Consider the following 15,486-nt stretch of genomic DNA (forward strand, 5'->3'; position numbering starts at 1 on the left):
GTTTCTCGTGCGTCGACTTTTTACGCTTTTCGTCGTTCTGGCTGCCGGTCTTACCGCTGCCATCCCTGCCCAGGCGGCTCCGGCCGCGGCTGAAATCAAGGTCCTGACCAGCATCAAACCGCTGCAATTGATTGCCGCTGCGGTCCAGGATGGCATTGGCAGCCCTGAAGTGTTGCTGCCGCCCGGTGCTTCACCGCACCACTATGCCTTGCGCCCATCCGACGTACGGCGGGTCGCCGATGTCGACCTGCTCTACTGGATCGGTCCTGATATGGAAGGCTTTCTGCCCCGCGTGCTGCAAAACCGCAGCCGTCCAGCCGTTGCCGTGCAGGGGCTGGCGGGCATGAGCCTGCGCCACTTCGGTGAAGATCAGGCCTCGCATGACGATCATGACCACGATGCGCATGACGGCCATGATGCAGACCCCGGCTACGAAGAACATGACCACGACCACCGCCCCGGCAGCCTCGACTCGCACCTGTGGCTGTCGACGGTCAACGCCCGGGTGATCGCAGCGAAAATGGCCGCCGACCTCAGCACTGCCGACCCGGCCAACGCGGCGCGTTATGCCAGCAACGCTCAGGCGTTCAGCAAGCGTCTGGACGCCCTTGATGCACGAATCAAGACGCGGGTCAGCACGATTGGCGACAAGCCCTGGTTCGTGTTCCACGAGGCCTACGACTACTTCGAACAGGCCTACGGCCTCAAACACACCGGCGTATTCAGTGTCGCCAGTGAAGTACAGCCCGGCGCCAGACACGTTGCCGCGATGCGTGAGCGCTTGAAGGAGTCGGGCAAGACCTGCGTTTTCAGCGAGCCGCCACTGCGGCCGAAACTGGCCGAAACCCTGAGCGCCGGCCTGCCGGTCAAGCTGGCCGAACTCGACGCCTTGGGCGGCTACACCCCGGCCACCGCCAATGGCTACGAACAGCTGCTGGAAAAAATCGCCAACGATCTGGCCGGCTGCCTGGAAAGTCTCTGACCGGGCTGGTGGGCGTGTGTGGGTACGCGTAGGAGCGGCTTCAGCCGCGAATGCTTCCTGGCGATGCTTCGCCGCTAAAGCGGCTCCTACGAGGTTCTGCGTTCGCGCGGCACCGAGTGATCTTTTACAGCGCAAACGGCAACGGCAGATTTACTTCCTGACGCTGCGCCAGACGCTTTTCAAACTCCGCCGGATCATGAATCAGCACGTCCTGGCCAGCAAACGCCTCGGCAGCGATCAACCGCGACAGCCAGAAGCGCACACAGGCAATGCGCAGCATCACCGGCCATAGCGTGGCCTCGGCAGCGGTGAACGGGCGCAGCGCGGCGTAGGCACCCAAAAAAGCCTTGGCCCGCAGCGGGTCAAGAGCGCCGTCTTCCTCAGAGCACCAGTCGTTCAACGCAATCGCCAGGTCATACAGCATCGGCCCGGAACACGCGTTGTAGAAGTCGATCACCCCCGTCAGGTGGGTGCCTTCGAACATTGCGTTGTCACGGAACAGGTCAGCGTGCAGGTTGGCGCGCGGCAGGTCGAGAATGGCCTGGAAGTGCTGGTCGATCTCTTGCAGGGTCTTGTCCAGCAACGCGGCCTGTTCGGCACTCAGGTGCGAGAGGAAGTTGCGCCCTTCATCCAGCATCCAGCTCAGGCCCCGGTCGGTCTTGCGCTCCAGCACCTTGTCGCGGGTTGCCAGGTGCACGCGTGCCTGCAATTGGCCGATTGCCACGCAATGCTGGGTATTGGGTCGCTTGATGTGCTTGCCGGCCAGGCGCGGTTGCAGCAGCGCCGGCTTGCCTTTGAGCTCACGCAGCGCCTGGCCGTCGGTGGTGCGCATGGCATAGGGCACCGGCAGGTTGGCGGCGTGCAGTACGTCGAGCAGTTCGATGAAAAACGGCATCTCCTGCACCGGACCGCGCTCGACCAGGGTCAGGACGAACTCGCCCTGCTCCAGGCTGATGAAGTAGTTGGTGTTCTCGCTACCGGCAGCAATGCCCTGATAGTCAAGCAGGCGGCCGAGCCCGTAGGCGCAGAGAAAGGTTTCCAGCTCGGGCCGGGCCAGGGGGGTAAAGACGGACATATCAGGGACTGCCAGCTCAAATAGTGATAGTGGACGGGGAGTTTACCAGCTGAAGATTTCCCACTGCGGAATCAACATGTCGGGTTGGTCGGAACGAATGAAATTGGGGCTGGTGCCATCCGCGCGCACCAGGAAATACGGCTTGCCGTTCTTGGGCGTGATCTTGATCGCATAGAGAAAGCCATTCTGGCGGTATTCCTGAATGGTCTTGTCGCCTTCGGTGCGGATCGTGACTTCAGGGTCGGCCGACGGTGCGTCCTCGGCGGCCACCGCCAGCAGCGGGCTGACCAGTAACAGGCCGGTCAACACCAAGCGATTTATCTTGCGCATGATAACCTTGCCCCTTTGTTGTCCATGGTCCACGCATTTTAGCGCCGACCCCGCCGAAAAGGTTGAATCTGCTCATGAGCCAAGCACCCCTCGTCCTGGTGGACGGTTCGTCCTATCTGTACCGCGCCTTCCACGCCCTGCCGCCGCTGACGACCTCCAAGGGTCTGCCCACCGGTGCGGTCAAGGGTGTGCTGAACATGCTCAAAAGCCTGCGCAAACAATACCCCGATAGCCCGTTTGCCGTGGTTTTCGACGCCAAGGGCGGTACTTTCCGCGATGAACTGTTCGCCGAATACAAGGCCAACCGGCCGAGCATGCCCGATGACCTGAGGGTGCAGATCGACCTGTTACATGCCTGCGTCAAGGCGTTGAGCTACCCGCTGCTGTGCGTGGAAGGGGTCGAGGCCGACGACGTGATCGGCACCCTGGCGCGCAGCAGTGCGGCGGCGCAGCGGCCGGTGATCATCTCTACCGGCGACAAAGACATGGCTCAATTGGTCGATGGGCACGTTACGCTGGTCAATACCATGACCGGTAGCGTGCTGGATGTCGCTGGCGTAAAAGAGAAATTCGGCGTCGGTCCTGAACACATCATCGACTACCTGGCGCTGATGGGCGACAAGGTCGATAACATCCCCGGTGTCCCGGGGGTCGGCGAAAAGACCGCCACCGGCCTGCTGGTCGGTATCGGTGGCGGTCTGGCCGAGCTGTACGCCAACCTCGATGCCGTGGCTGCGTTGCCGATTCGCGGCGCCAAGACCCTGGGCGCCAAGCTTGCAGAGCACAAGGCCATGGCCTTGCTGTCTTACGAACTGGCGACCATCAAGTGCGATGTGCCGCTGGACGTCAGCCTCGATGAGCTGGTCATCGGCGAGCCGGACCACGAAAAGCTGATCGAGCTGTACACCGAGCTGGAGTTCAAGAGCTGGATCGGCGAGGTCGAGCGCGGTGCACGGCGTGCCGGCCAGCAAGCGGCACAACCCGCCGTTGCGCCGCCGCCCGCCGCTCCCGCCGCCCCGGCGGCCTATGAAACCATTCTGGAGCAGGCTCGTTTCGATGCCTGGCTGGAAAAGCTCAACAGTGCCGAACTGATTGCCTTCGACACCGAAACCACCGGGCTGGACGCGCAGAAGGCGCAACTGGTCGGCTTGTCTTTCGCGGTCAAGGCCGGTGAAGCGGCCTATATTCCGCTGACCCACTCGTATATGGGCGTGCCCGAGCAACTGGACCGCGACACGGTGCTGCTGGCGCTCAAGCCACTGCTCGAAGACCCGAACAAGGCCAAGGTCGGGCAAAACGCCAAGTACGACATCAACATCCTCGCCAACTGCGCCATCGGCGGTGACCCGGCCAACGGCATTACCGTACGCGGCGTGGCGTTTGACACCCTGCTTGAATCCTACGTGCTCAACTCGGTGACCTCGCATGACATGGACAGCCTGGCTGCCCGGCACCTGGGCGTGCAGACCATCCGTTTTGAAGACATCGCCGGCAAGGGCAAGAAGCAGCTGACCTTTGACCAGATCCCGCTGGAACAGGCCGGGCCTTATGCGGCCGAGGATGCTGACATTACCCTGCGCCTGCATCAGGTGCTGATTGAAAAGCTCAAGGCCGAGGCGGGGCTGGTCAGCGTCCTGAGCGACATCGAGATGCCGCTGGTGCCGGTGCTGGCCCAGGTGGAACGCAACGGCGCGAGGGTTGATGCGGCGCTGCTGGGCGTCCAGAGCATCGAGTTGGGCGACAAGATGGCTGAGCTGGAGCAGCAGGCGTACGTGCTGGCCGGCGAATCGTTCAATCTGGGCTCGCCTGGGCAACTGGGCAAGATCCTTTACGAAAAGCTGGAACTGCCCGTGCGCGGTAAAACCCCGACCGGTAAGCCATCGACGGCAGTCGAGGTCTTGGAGAAGCTGGCCGAAGAAGGTCATGAACTGCCAAAGCTGCTGCAGGACTACCGCACGATCAGCAAGCTCAAAAGCACCTACACCGACACCTTGCCTGGCCAGATCAACCCGCGTACCGGGCGCGTGCACACCTCCTACAACCAGGCCGGCGCCGCCACCGGGCGCTTTTCGTCCAGCGAGCCGAACCTGCAGAACATCCCGGTGCGCACCGCTGAAGGCCGCCGTATTCGCCAGGCGTTCGTGGCCTCAAAGGGCTACAAACTGCTGGCGGCGGACTATTCGCAGATCGAGCTGCGCATCATGGCCCACCTGGCCAAGGATGAAGGCCTGCTGCATGCCTTTCAAAATGGCCTGGATGTGCACCGGGCAACCGCTGCCGAGGTATTTGGTGTCGAGCTGGCCGAGGTCAGCAACGACCAGCGCCGCAGCGCCAAGGCGATCAACTTCGGCCTGATCTACGGCATGGGCGCCCAAGGGCTGGCACGCCAGATCGGCGTCGATGGCAAGCAGGCCAAGGCCTATATCGACCGCTATTTTGCCCGCTACCCCGGCGTGCGTGACTACATGGAGCGTACCCGCGAGCAGGCCGCCGAGAAAGGCTATGTCGAGACCCTGTTCGGTCGTCGCCTGTACCTGCCGGAAATTCTTTCCAGCAACCAGCAACAGCGCGCTGGCGCCGAACGCACGGCCATCAACGCGCCGATGCAGGGCACTGCTGCCGACATCATCAAGAAAGCCATGGTGGCGGTGAGCAACTGGCTGGATCAATCAGGGCTGGATGCCCGGGTCATCCTGCAGGTCCACGACGAACTGGTGCTCGAAGTGCGTGAGGATCTGGTCGAGCAGATCCGCGCCGAGATTGGCGATCACATGAGCACCGCCGCAACGCTGGATGTGCCGCTGGTAGTGGATGTCGGCGTGGGCAACAACTGGGACGAGGCGCACTGATTCGTGCCTTTCGCTGCTAAAGCAGCTCCTGCGGTGCCCTCGGATGCCTGTAGGAGCGGCTTTAGCCGCGAACGGCGTTCACCGCCGCCAACATGAACATTTGTTCACGCCAGGAACTTAATCGGCCAACACCGGGTCAGAGTTCACGATTGGCTCGCAAGGCCAGTCATGCTCCTATGTTGTGTTAAGTGTTGGCAGATATCCGGAACCCACCCTGAGGGGTCCGGACCTTGAACCCCGAACTTCCCCCTCCCCATATGAAGTCCGGGGTTTTTTTTGCCTGTAAAACGGCCGCGCCGACTGGCGCAGCGTTTCAGGCCTGCGCGGCAGGCTCTTTGTCGGCCAGTTCCATCCAGCCGGCCAGCACGCGGTAGGCTTCTTCCAGGCCCTGGCGTTTGGGCGCCGAGAACAGCTGGATGGTTACGTCATTGCCCCAACTCTTGCGAATCTGTGCCTGAACCTTGAGCAAGGTGCCTTTTGCCGCGCCGTGGGTCAGCTTGTCGGCTTTGGTCAGCAGGATATGCATCGGCATGCCGCTGGCCACCGTCCAGTCGAGCATCATGATGTCGAAGTCGGTCATTGGATGGCGCACGTCCATCAGCAGTATCACGCCCTTGAGGCTCTCGCGGCTGCCCAGGTAGGCTTCCAGGTGGCGCTGCCAGTGCTGCTTGAGCGGGATCGGCACCTTGGCGTAACCGTAACCGGGCAGGTCGACCAGCCGCCGGTCATCGTCCAGGCGGAAGAAGTTCAGCAACTGGGTGCGCCCCGGCGTCTTGGAGGTACGCGCCAGGTTGGCGTGGGTCAGGGTATTCAGGGCGCTGGACTTGCCTGCGTTGGAGCGGCCGGCGAACGCGACTTCGAAGCCCGCATCATCAGGGCACTGATCGACCTTGGCGGCGCTGAGCATGAACTTGGCCTGTTGGCAGAGGCCGAGGATGGGGTTCTTGAGTTGCATGTGATTTCCGGTAAAAGCCCTGCTGCAAGGGGTGCGGCAAGAGGTGTCGTTTCCAGTCGTGCGGCATGGAGTATATAATGCCGCAAACTTTGTGTGGATTTCGCCTGGCTCAGGTGAATGAGCACTTGGAGGGCGTTTATAAAATAGGCGAATGAAGGCAAGACAAAGCGAAATCGGGCGAAAAAGCGCAGTGTACATAAGTACATAAGCATTTTGAGGTCGATTTCAACGCAGTATTGCCGAGTGCAGCCATTTTGTAGACGCCCTCTTAAAGCGAGAAAAGGATCTGGTCGGCGTACTAACCGTCGCCGGCTGTTTGCAGGATCCGATGCGCATTAGAACGCAGTCCGCTTTCAACCTGAAAGGTTTTTGCTGAATAACCGGACGTAACGGTTGTTTCAGTGGCCATTCAAATCGTTGCCGTCGCGTGGAAATGTGCAAGCACCGCAGTTGTCGGGGTCGCCAACCTTCATCCGCTGGAGGGGCGAGCCGGTCGCTGCCTGACGTTTCACCTATAGCCCGATCTGGATGACCTGATGAACACATTGCTCGTGAGTCTGCTACTGACCCTGGGGGTCTGCGCAGGGGCGCAGGCCGCCGACCTGGCCGGCAACGCTGCCGCCGGACAAGGCAAAGCGCTGGTGTGTGGCGCCTGCCATGGCCCGGATGGCAACAGCCCGATAGGCAACTTTCCCAAACTCGCCGGCCAGGGCGAGCGCTACCTGCTCAAGCAATTGCAGGAGATCAAGGGCGGCAAGCGCACGGTGCCGGAAATGACCGGCCTGCTGGTGCCCCTCAATGATCAGGACCTGGCCGATCTTGCCGCCTGGTACGCCAGCCAGAAAGGCAGTGTCGGTGCCGCCAACCCGGCGTTGGTCGCTCGCGGTGAAGCCTTGTTCCGTGGCGGCAAACTCGAAGACGGCATGCCGGCCTGCATCGGTTGTCATTCTCCTGACGGCGCCGGCAACGCCCCGGCCGGATACCCTCGCCTGAGCGGTCAGCATGCCGACTACATCAAGAAACAACTGACCGCCTTTCGCGAAGAAGAGCGGGTCAACGATGGCGACAGCATGGTCATGCGCTCAATCGCCGCAAAACTCAGTAACAAAGACATCGAGGCGCTGGCCCAGTATATTCAGGGCCTGCATTAAGCCGTCTGATCTTTACCGGGAGGGGGCAAGCGCTGCCCTCTCCTGCCCCGCCCAACACAGTGGCCGGCCATCAGCGCCGTTCGACTGATCGGTTGTTAATCCTGAGCTAACCTTTCCCGTTATCACCGACGTTACACTCGTTGCTGCGGCGGCAGGCACCCTCGAACTGTTCCGAGGGACGGTTGCCGTATTGAAAATTGACTCGGAATGCTCATTTACAAGCAGTAGACTCCGCTTTTCCGTGCTCGATCATCATGTATTGATGATTCAGGCTGAAACGGACGAACCGCTGCCGCGACGAGCGGTCGAAACAGACATCGCCGCGAGCGACCCTCATGACCCCAGGAGTAATGCATGCGTAACCTGATTCTCAGCGCCGCTCTGGTAGCCGCCAGTGTGTTCGGCATGACCGCACAGGCCGCCCAGCCGATCGAGGCAGGCAAACAATATGTCGAACTGAGCAGTCCGGTGGCTGTGTCGGAGCCTGGCAAGATCGAAGTCGTTGAGCTGTTCTGGTACGGTTGCCCGCATTGCTATGCATTCGAACCGACCATCAACCCATGGGCTGACAAGCTGCCCGCCGACGTGCATTTCGTGCGCATTCCGGCACTGTTCGGCGGCCCTTGGGATGCCCATGGCCAACTGTTCATCACCCTGGAAGAAATGGGCGTCGAGCACAAGGTTCACGCGGCCATCTTCGATGCCATCCAGAACAAGCGCCAGCGCTTGACCGACCCTGAAGACATGGCTGAATTCCTGGCCACCCAAGGCGTCGACAAAGACAAGTTCCTCAGCACCTTCAAGTCGTTCGCCGTCAAAGGCAAGATCGCCAAGTACAAAGAGTTGGCCAAGCAGTATCAGGTCACTGGCGTACCGACCATGGTCGTCAATGGCAAATACCGCTTTGACCTGGGTACTTCCGGTGGCCCGGAAGCCACGTTGCAGGTCGCCGACCAGCTGATCGCCAAAGAGCGCGCAGCTGCCAAGGCCGGCCAGTAAGCCCGCCGCCATGCGCCGCTGGGGCAAGGGTAACGAGCGTGTCGCCGGCCTGCGTGACCCGCAGGTCAATGAACATCACCTCAGTGCCAGCGGCCTGCCGGACAACGGTCGTCTGCGGCTGTTGAGCTTCAATATCCAGGTGGGTATCAACACCCAGCGCTATCACCATTACCTGACCCGCAGTTGGCAGCATGTGCTGCCGCACTTCGGCCGGGCCGGTAACCTGCAAAAAATCGGTGCGCTGATCGGTGATTTCGACCTGGTGGCGTTGCAGGAAGCCGATGGCGGCAGTCTGCGCTCCGGCTACATCAACCAGGTCGAGCATCTGGCACAACTGGGGGCTTTTCCCTACTGGTATCAGCAGCTCAATCGCAACCTGGGGCGCCTGGCCCAGCACAGCAACGGGGTGCTCAGCCGTCTCAAGCCTGGCTCGATCGAGGACCATCCGTTGCCCGGCCCGGCCGGGCGCGGGGCGATTCTGATGCGTTTCGGCGAAGGTGACGACGCGCTGGTGGTGGTGATGATGCACCTGGCGCTCGGTGCCCGCACCCGCACCCGGCAACTGGCCTATATCCGCGAACTGATCGGCAATTATCGCCATCAGGTGCTGATGGGCGACATGAACACCCACGCCACCGACCTGCTTGAGCACTCGCCGTTGCGCGATCTGGGTCTGTTGGCGCCGCAAATCGAAGCAACGTTTCCCAGCTGGCGCCCGCAGCGCTGCCTGGATCACATTCTGCTGAGCCCGACCCTGACCCTGGAACGGGTTCAGGTGCTGGCCCAGCCCATTTCCGATCATCTGCCCGTGGCGGTAGAGATCCGTCTGCCAGCGTCGCTGTGCGGGGACTCCTTACCTGTTCCTAGCGGAATCTGACAGTGAATCCCGTACATGAGTGACGACGCCGAGCGTTGGAAAGAGAAGTACCTCAAGGGCATCGAGCAGCAGGACCGTCTGGAGAAGCGCTGGCAGGCCCGTCTCGACCTGTTGCGCCGTGGTCTGGTGCGCAGCAGCCTGGCGGCTGAGGGTACGGACCGGGCGGTCGACGAATGCATGAAGGAAATGCGCGAAATCGTCCGCAAGGATGACATGGACGCCGGGCTGGCCGGGTTGATCCCGCGTCTGGAAAAGGCCGTGCTCGACTCCGAGCAGCGCCGTGAAGTGCGGGTCGGGCAGATCGGTGATGCGCTGAACGCGCTGGTCGCCCAGTTGCAGAGCCTGCCGCTGCCACGCGAGGTGCGCAAGCCGCTCAAGCGCTTCGCCAAAAACCTCGATGATCGAGCCACCCAGGCCCGTGAGCTGCCGCTGCTGCTCAGCGAACTCAGCGGTTTGCAAGGCAAGGCACTCGACGCCATTGAGCGACCTGACGAGGGTCACCGGCCCGGCTTGCTTGAGCGCCTGTTCGGTTCGCGCGATGAAACCCATGACCCGCAACCTGGCGAGCCTGCCGCCGCCGCTGTTGCGGCGCCGTCTGCAGCGGCCCGGCCCGGTGAACCGGTTGCCGACGACGATGACGCTGCCGAGGTCGAGGAACAACCGCGTCCTGCTGCGCCGCAGGAACCTGTTGCCGTTCACCCTGAGCCAACCAAGCCGGTCAGTTCTGCACCAGCAGGAGCGCCTGCCGCCCATTCGGTCTCTGCCGAACCGGCTGTCGTTGAACCTGCTCCTCAGAACACCATTGAGCCTGCGCCCCTGGCTGAAGTCGCCCCGGCGCCCGAAGCGCCGAGCGCTGCGCCGGTTGTAGAGCCTGTGCCGGCGCTGGCTTCAGGCGAAATCAAAGCCGAGCCGCAGACCCCGGCCAGCGCCCCGCCGTTGAACGGGCTAGGACAGGTTGATGCGTTGCTGGCCCCGGTACCGACGGTGCCGTTCCAGCAATTGCCGCAGGCCGCTGCGGATACGCCAAAAGCCCTCGAAGCCGAGCGTGAGGCCGACGAGCCCGAAGAAGCTGCCGAGGAGCAAGCGGCGGACGGCGAATACGGCTTGCCGTCCTCACCGGAGCCCAGTTACAGCTCGGTGGCCGCACACATCGAAGAGACCCTGCTGGGCCTGCTTGAAGACCTCAACCTGCCCGAAATCCACCGGCCACATGCCGAGTCGATGCGCCATCGCCTCGAACATGGGTTGAACTGGTACGAACTGCTACCGATTCTCGATGATCTTGCAATCTTGATGCTGGCTGTCAGCGACAGTGGTCAGCACGAATTCGAAACCTACCTCAAGCAGCTCAATCAGCGTCTTGAGTCGTTCCAGAGTGGCTTGCAGGCGGTCAACGAGGGGTATCAGGAAAGCCATTGTTCGGCGCGGGATTTCGACAGCCAGTTACGCGAACAGGTCGACGATCTGCAAAGCAGCGTGCAGGAGGCATCGGACCTGATCAGCCTCAAGCGGGTGCTGGAAAGCCGCCTCGAAGGCATGCTCGGCGCCATGGATGACTATCAGCGCAAGCGCGACGAGCGCGAGCGTGAAGTCGCCGAAAGCCTGCAAAGCCTGGCTGGCCGGGTGGCGAGCATGGAGCAGGAAGCGCTGGGCGTGCGTGCCAATCTGGAAGAGCAACGGCGCAAGGCGCTGCTCGACCCGCTGACCGGCCTGCCCAACCGGGCGGCGTGGGGCGAGCGTCTGGAGCGGGAAATCGCCCGTTGGCAGCAGAACCGCGATAGCCTGCTGATCGGTATTCTGGATCTGGATCACTTCAAGCGCATCAATGACGGCTATGGTCATCTGGCCGGCGACAAGGTGCTCAAGATCGTCGCCAAGGAACTGCACCGGCGCCTGCGCACCACCGATTTCCTCGCCCGCTTTGGCGGTGAGGAGTTTGTCTTGCTGATGCCGGCCACTGAGCTGCAAACCGGGCTGTTGATGCTCGATGAGCTGCGTGCGGCGGTGGAGCGCTGCCCGTTCCACTTCAAGGGCGAGCCGGTGACTATCACGGTGTCGATTGGGGTGACCGATCTGCGCGCTGCTGAACGCAGCGACACCGCCCTCAAGCGCGCTGACCAGGCGTTGTATCGGGCCAAGGAAAGCGGCCGCAACCGGGTCGAACAAGGGTGAGCGGCTCACCTGGCGGGCGGTTTTCAATCATCGGGCGATCTGCGCCCGTTCCGTTATGATTTTTAAATAGTTGGATGTCATGAAGCTGTTTTTCGCTGTTGTATCCCTTCTGGTTCTCAGTGCCTGCGCTAGCGGCCCGCGGCTGGACACCAGCCACCCCTCGAAGAATTTCGATAACCGTATCCAGTACGTCATCCTGCACTACACCTCGGCGACTCAGGAGCGCTCGCTGCAACTGCTGACCAGCGGCCAGGTCAGCAGCCACTACCTGATTGGCGACGATAGCCGGGCCACCACATTCAAACTGGTCGATGAGAATGCCCGCGCCTGGCACGCCGGCGACAGCCAGTGGGACGGACGCACCTGGCTCAACTCCTCGTCGATCGGCATTGAGATCGTCAACCCCGGTTTCACCGAAGGCCCGAACGGGCGGCTGTGGTACCCCTACAGTGAAGCGCAGATCCAGTCGCTGATTGTCTTGCTCAAGGATATCGTCAAGCGCAACGGCATCGAGCCAAAGCACATCATTGGCCACAGCGATATTGCGCCGATGCGTAAGCTCGACCCGGGACCGTTGTTCCCTTGGAAGCGTCTGGCCCAGGAAGGCTTGGGTATCTGGCCTGACGAGCGTCTGGTCGCCAGCCAGCAGGCACTGTTTGCCGTGCGCCTGCCAGACATCCTGTGGTTCCAGCAGCAGTTGGCCAGGGTCGGCTACAGCACCCCGCAGACCGGCGTGCTGGATACCGAAACCCGCAATGTACTGGCCGCCTTCCAGATGCGCTTTCGCCCGCAACGCTTCGACGGCGAACCGGATGCGCAGAGTGCGGCGATGTTGCAGGTGCTCAACAGCATGCGCTGAAGCACCGCCCCGTAGGACCGGCCGGGCGGCACCCGGCTGGCGGTCAGAACGGCAAGGCCATATAGAACTGGGTGCCCTGGCCCGGCCGTGAATACACGCCCATGCGTCCGCCATGCAACTGGACGATTTCCTTGCACAGGGCCAGCCCCAGGCCCGCGCCGCCCTTCTTGCGGCCGACCTGAACGAACGGCTCGAAGATCCGCGCCTGATTGCCGTACGCAATGCCTTCGCCACTGTCTTCGACACTGATGATCGCCCGTTCACCATGACGCCGGGCCTGCAAGCGGATCAGGCCGTTTTCCGGGGTGTGGCGCAAGGCGTTGTCCAGCAGGTTGTCCAGTACCCGTTCCAGTTGTGACTGGTCGGCGTGCAGGCGCGGGATATTTTCTTGCAGGTCGAGCTGGAGAATGATGTTCTGTTGCTGGGCGCGATCAATAAAGCGCTGGCGCGCCTCTTCGAGCAAGTCATCGATGGCGCACGGCGCCAGCTTGAGTTTCTGCAGGCCGCTTTGGTAGCGGGAGAAGTTCAGCAGGTCGTTGATCAGTTGCATCAGGCGCTGCATCTCTTCCTTGACCGTATTGAACAGGTCGGCTTCGCGGCTTTCTTCGGCGAAATGCACCCGTTCTTGCAAAAGACCGAAGGCCATGTGCATGCCGGTGACCGGGGTGCGCAGTTCGTGGGAGGCGCGCAGCACGAACTCGCTGCGCACCCGCTCGAAGGCGCGCTGCTCGGTCACATCATGCAGGACCATCACCGCGCCGAGAATGTGCCCGGCGCTATGGCTGACCGGGGTCAGGCTGTAGGTCAGCAGCCGTGATTCGCCGTCGATCTCGATGCACAGATCTTCCGGGGCGCGCTCCAGCGTGCCGCCGCGCAGGTTGAGGAGAATTTCTTCGTCCAGCTCCGGACGGGCCAGCGCTTCGCCGGGGCGTTGACCGAGGCGGCTTTCGTCCCAGCCAAGCTGGCGCTGGGCGACCGGATTGAGGTGCTCAAGCTGGCCCTGGCGGTCGATCATCAACAGGCCGTCGTCAATGCTGTCGAGCACCGCTTGCAGGCGTTGCTGGCCAGCCAGCAGTTCGTCGATATTGGTGGCCTGGTGTTTGCGCAGCGCCTCGGCCATCAGGCCGAAGCGACGGGTCAGCAGGTTCATCTCCGCTGCCGGCGAAATAGGCAGGGTGACGTCAAAATCGCCCTGGCCGATCTTGTCGGCGGCCTTGGCCAGGGCTTCGATCGGTGCACCAAAGCGGCGGGCGATGCCATGCGCAGTGACAAACCCGATGCACAGCACGGCCAGAGCGACCAGGCTGAGCAGCCCGGCGATCCAGTACGCGCGCTCGCGTGAATCACGCTCGGCGGCGTTGATGTTGTCCAGGGCGCTGCGATAGGCGCCCAGCAAGTCATTGCGCAGGTTGTTGAAGCTGGTACTCAGCTCAGGGTTCTTGCGGATGCTCAGGCCGCCCTCGCTGTTGTTGCGGTAGGCCTGGATGAATTGCTGATAGAACTGCTGGGTCTGTTCAAAACCGTGGGTGCCGGTTCTCAGCCGCTCGTGCTCGACACCTTGGGCCAGCAACCCTTCGAACTGGGTCTGGAGCGTCGCCAGTGCCTGCGGGTTGGGTTCGGAGTCGAGCATCATGACCAACTGATCGCCCAGGTTCTGACGCAGCTTGAGGCCCAGATCCAGAGTCACGAAGTTGTGCTGGATCATCGACTCCTGAGTCCGTGCCATCTGCATGACACTGACCAGACCCAGAACCAGCCCGAGCAGGGCCACTGTGATCAGGGCCGAGATACTCAGAAACAGGCGTGTGCGCAATTTCATTGCCAACTTCATGTGACACCAATTACTGACTTACAGGTTGTACTGCTTGCGTTTGCGATACAGCGTCGAGGCATCGATACCCAGCGTCTTGGCCGCCTGGTCCAGTGTGTCACTGGTCGCCAGTACCGCGCCGATGTGGGCCTTTTCCAGTTCATCGAGGCTCATCGCGGCGCCGACCCGTGGTGCATTGCTGACCGGCTGCTCGCCCATGCCCAGGTGGGTGACTTCAACACGCTCCTGCGGGCAGATGATGCTGGCGCGCTCGATCACGTTGCGCAGCTCGCGGATATTGCCGGGCCAGCGGTAGTTGAGCAGCGCACTGCGTGCTTCTTCGCTGAAGCCCCGTGCCGGGCGGGCGTATTCCTTGACGAAGCGCGCCAGAAAGCGGTCGGCCAGGGTCAGGATGTCTTCGCCACGCTCACGCAGGGCCGGCAAGGTCAGGGTTATGACGTTCAGGCGGTACAGCAGGTCTTCACGAAATTTGCCGCTGCGCACCATGTCTTCGAGATTGAGATTGGTGGCCGCCAGAATTCGTACATCGGCGCGGCGGGTGACCGGGTCGCCGACCCGCTCGTATTCCTTGTCTTGAATGAAGCGCAACAGCTTGGGTTGCAAGGTCAGCGGGAAATCACCGATCTCGTCGAGGAACAAGGTGCCGCCGTCGGCCTGGTTGACCCGCCCCAGTGTGCTTTCACTGGCGCCGGTGAACGCCCCGCGGCTATGACCGAACAGCTCGCTTTCCATCAGTTCTGCGGTCAGCGACGGGCAGTTGATGGTCACGCAGGACTTTTTGGCGCGCTTGCTCCAGCCGTGAATGGCCCGGGCCAGCTCGCCTTTACCGGTGCCCGACTCACCCAGGATCAGGATGTTGGCATCGGTGACCGCCACCTGCCGCGCCGTTTCCAGAATGCCCATCATCACCGGGCTGTGCGAGTCCAGGCCGTCTTTGGGCTTGCGGATCTCGCCTTCCAGTGCCTCCAGGCGAGCCGACAGTTGACGCACCTCAAGCTGCTTGGCGGTGGCCAGGCGCAATTGGTCGGGGCTGCACGGTTTGACCAGATAATCGGCCGCGCCGGCGCGAATCGCGTCCACGGCGGTGTCGACGGCAGAGTGCGCGGTGACGATCACGACACGCATCCATGGCGCCTGCACGCGCATCTGTGCCAATACATCCAGCCCGTTGTCTTCGCCCAACCGTAAATCCAGGAAACACAAATCAAAGACCTGGCGCTGCATCAGGGCATCGGCCTGTGCCGCGCTGTTGGCCGTGGCTACGCTGTAGCCCTCGTCTTCCAGGCAATACCGGAAGGTGCGAAGGATCGCGGACTCGTCGTCCACAAGCAGAATACGGCCCTGATTCTCAGTGGCTGCTTCCATTTTTCCTACGCTCCTAAGTGAATAGTCTTGGTTAGTCTCGG

Annotated in this window: 12 protein-coding genes; 7 read left to right on the forward strand and 5 right to left on the reverse strand. The window is 62.0% G+C overall.

The genetic code is table 11. The annotated features are described in order from the left end of the window. Positions 1–37: 37 nt before the first annotated feature. Positions 38–982 carry a zinc ABC transporter substrate-binding protein ZnuA gene (gene znuA, locus NJC38_RS09695; protein ID WP_253114223.1) on the forward strand — a complete coding sequence of 315 codons (945 nt, stop codon included), beginning with the start codon at positions 38–40 and terminating at the stop codon, positions 980–982. A gap of 124 nt (positions 983–1,106) precedes the next feature. On the opposite strand, the gene NJC38_RS09700 is transcribed toward znuA, so the two are convergent. After that, positions 1,107–2,057 (reverse strand): homoserine kinase, encoded by a 951-nt coding sequence (locus tag NJC38_RS09700; protein WP_253113870.1) that lies wholly within the window; start codon positions 2,055–2,057, stop codon positions 1,107–1,109. A 42-nt stretch (positions 2,058–2,099) separates the two neighbouring features. After that, positions 2,100–2,387: a DUF2782 domain-containing protein gene (locus tag NJC38_RS09705; protein WP_045485148.1), complete on the reverse strand. Its 288-nt coding sequence runs from the start codon at positions 2,385–2,387 to the stop codon at positions 2,100–2,102. A 74-nt stretch (positions 2,388–2,461) separates the two neighbouring features. Between NJC38_RS09705 and polA the strand changes: the two genes are divergently transcribed. Beyond that, positions 2,462–5,236, forward strand: a complete 2,775-nt coding sequence (polA, locus tag NJC38_RS09710; RefSeq protein WP_253113872.1) for a DNA polymerase I — start codon at positions 2,462–2,464, stop codon at positions 5,234–5,236. A 313-nt stretch (positions 5,237–5,549) separates the two neighbouring features. On the opposite strand, the gene yihA is transcribed toward polA, so the two are convergent. Continuing rightward, entirely contained in the window at positions 5,550–6,191 is a 642-nt protein-coding gene (gene yihA / locus NJC38_RS09715) for a ribosome biogenesis GTP-binding protein YihA/YsxC (RefSeq protein WP_045485143.1), read from the reverse strand. Between the two features lie 536 nt (positions 6,192–6,727). On the opposite strand from yihA, the gene NJC38_RS09720 reads away from it, so the two are divergent. The 5 genes from NJC38_RS09720 (at position 6,728) to NJC38_RS09740 (ending at position 12,249) form a co-directional block, all read left to right on the forward strand. Beyond that, positions 6,728–7,342 (forward strand): c-type cytochrome, encoded by a 615-nt coding sequence (locus tag NJC38_RS09720; RefSeq protein ID WP_045485141.1) that lies wholly within the window; start codon positions 6,728–6,730, stop codon positions 7,340–7,342. A gap of 354 nt (positions 7,343–7,696) precedes the next feature. Then, positions 7,697–8,341 carry a thiol:disulfide interchange protein DsbA/DsbL gene (locus NJC38_RS09725; RefSeq protein ID WP_045485139.1) on the forward strand — a complete coding sequence of 215 codons (645 nt, stop codon included), beginning with the start codon at positions 7,697–7,699 and terminating at the stop codon, positions 8,339–8,341. A gap of 10 nt (positions 8,342–8,351) precedes the next feature. Next, positions 8,352–9,218 (forward strand): endonuclease/exonuclease/phosphatase family protein, encoded by an 867-nt coding sequence (locus NJC38_RS09730; RefSeq protein WP_045494036.1) that lies wholly within the window; start codon positions 8,352–8,354, stop codon positions 9,216–9,218. Positions 9,219–9,233: 15 nt separating this feature from the next. Continuing rightward, complete coding sequence (locus tag NJC38_RS09735) at positions 9,234–11,390, forward strand: GGDEF domain-containing protein (protein WP_253113874.1); 2,157 nt, start codon at positions 9,234–9,236, stop codon at positions 11,388–11,390. Between the two features lie 79 nt (positions 11,391–11,469). Beyond that, complete coding sequence (locus NJC38_RS09740) at positions 11,470–12,249, forward strand: N-acetylmuramoyl-L-alanine amidase (RefSeq protein ID WP_253113878.1); 780 nt, start codon at positions 11,470–11,472, stop codon at positions 12,247–12,249. A 43-nt stretch (positions 12,250–12,292) separates the two neighbouring features. Here the strand turns inward: NJC38_RS09740 and NJC38_RS09745 are convergent, their stop codons facing one another. Beyond that, a complete protein-coding gene (locus NJC38_RS09745) occupies positions 12,293–14,080 on the reverse strand; it encodes a KinB sensor domain-containing domain (protein ID WP_253113881.1) in 1,788 nt (595 codons plus the stop codon). Positions 14,081–14,098: 18 nt separating this feature from the next. Continuing rightward, on the reverse strand, positions 14,099–15,445 hold the full coding sequence (gene algB, locus NJC38_RS09750) for a sigma-54-dependent response regulator transcription factor AlgB (RefSeq protein ID WP_045485131.1): 1,347 nt from the start codon (positions 15,443–15,445) through the stop codon (positions 14,099–14,101). Between the last annotated feature and the right edge of the window lie 41 nt (positions 15,446–15,486).

Origin of the sequence: Pseudomonas sp. 21LCFQ010, assembly GCF_024129905.1 — a bacterium.
Classification (GTDB): domain Bacteria; phylum Pseudomonadota; class Gammaproteobacteria; order Pseudomonadales; family Pseudomonadaceae; genus Aquipseudomonas.

Bases quoted from the DNA above. Each gene is read 5' to 3' on its own strand.
- NJC38_RS09705 (WP_045485148.1), bottom strand. From the start codon at position 2,387: ATGCGCAAGATAAATCGCTTGGTGTTGACCGGCCTGTTACTGGTCAGC.
- NJC38_RS09745 (WP_253113881.1), bottom strand. From the start codon at position 14,080: ATGAAGTTGGCAATGAAATTGCGCACACGCCTGTTTCTGAGTATCTCG.
- NJC38_RS09725 (WP_045485139.1), top strand. From the start codon at position 7,697: ATGCGTAACCTGATTCTCAGCGCCGCTCTGGTAGCCGCCAGTGTGTTC.
- NJC38_RS09700 (WP_253113870.1), bottom strand. From the start codon at position 2,057: ATGTCCGTCTTTACCCCCCTGGCCCGGCCCGAGCTGGAAACCTTTCTC.
- yihA (WP_045485143.1), bottom strand. From the start codon at position 6,191: ATGCAACTCAAGAACCCCATCCTCGGCCTCTGCCAACAGGCCAAGTTC.
- polA (WP_253113872.1), top strand. From the start codon at position 2,462: ATGAGCCAAGCACCCCTCGTCCTGGTGGACGGTTCGTCCTATCTGTAC.
- NJC38_RS09730 (WP_045494036.1), top strand. From the start codon at position 8,352: ATGCGCCGCTGGGGCAAGGGTAACGAGCGTGTCGCCGGCCTGCGTGAC.
- algB (WP_045485131.1), bottom strand. From the start codon at position 15,445: ATGGAAGCAGCCACTGAGAATCAGGGCCGTATTCTGCTTGTGGACGAC.
- NJC38_RS09740 (WP_253113878.1), top strand. From the start codon at position 11,470: ATGAAGCTGTTTTTCGCTGTTGTATCCCTTCTGGTTCTCAGTGCCTGC.
- NJC38_RS09735 (WP_253113874.1), top strand. From the start codon at position 9,234: ATGAGTGACGACGCCGAGCGTTGGAAAGAGAAGTACCTCAAGGGCATC.
- NJC38_RS09720 (WP_045485141.1), top strand. From the start codon at position 6,728: ATGAACACATTGCTCGTGAGTCTGCTACTGACCCTGGGGGTCTGCGCA.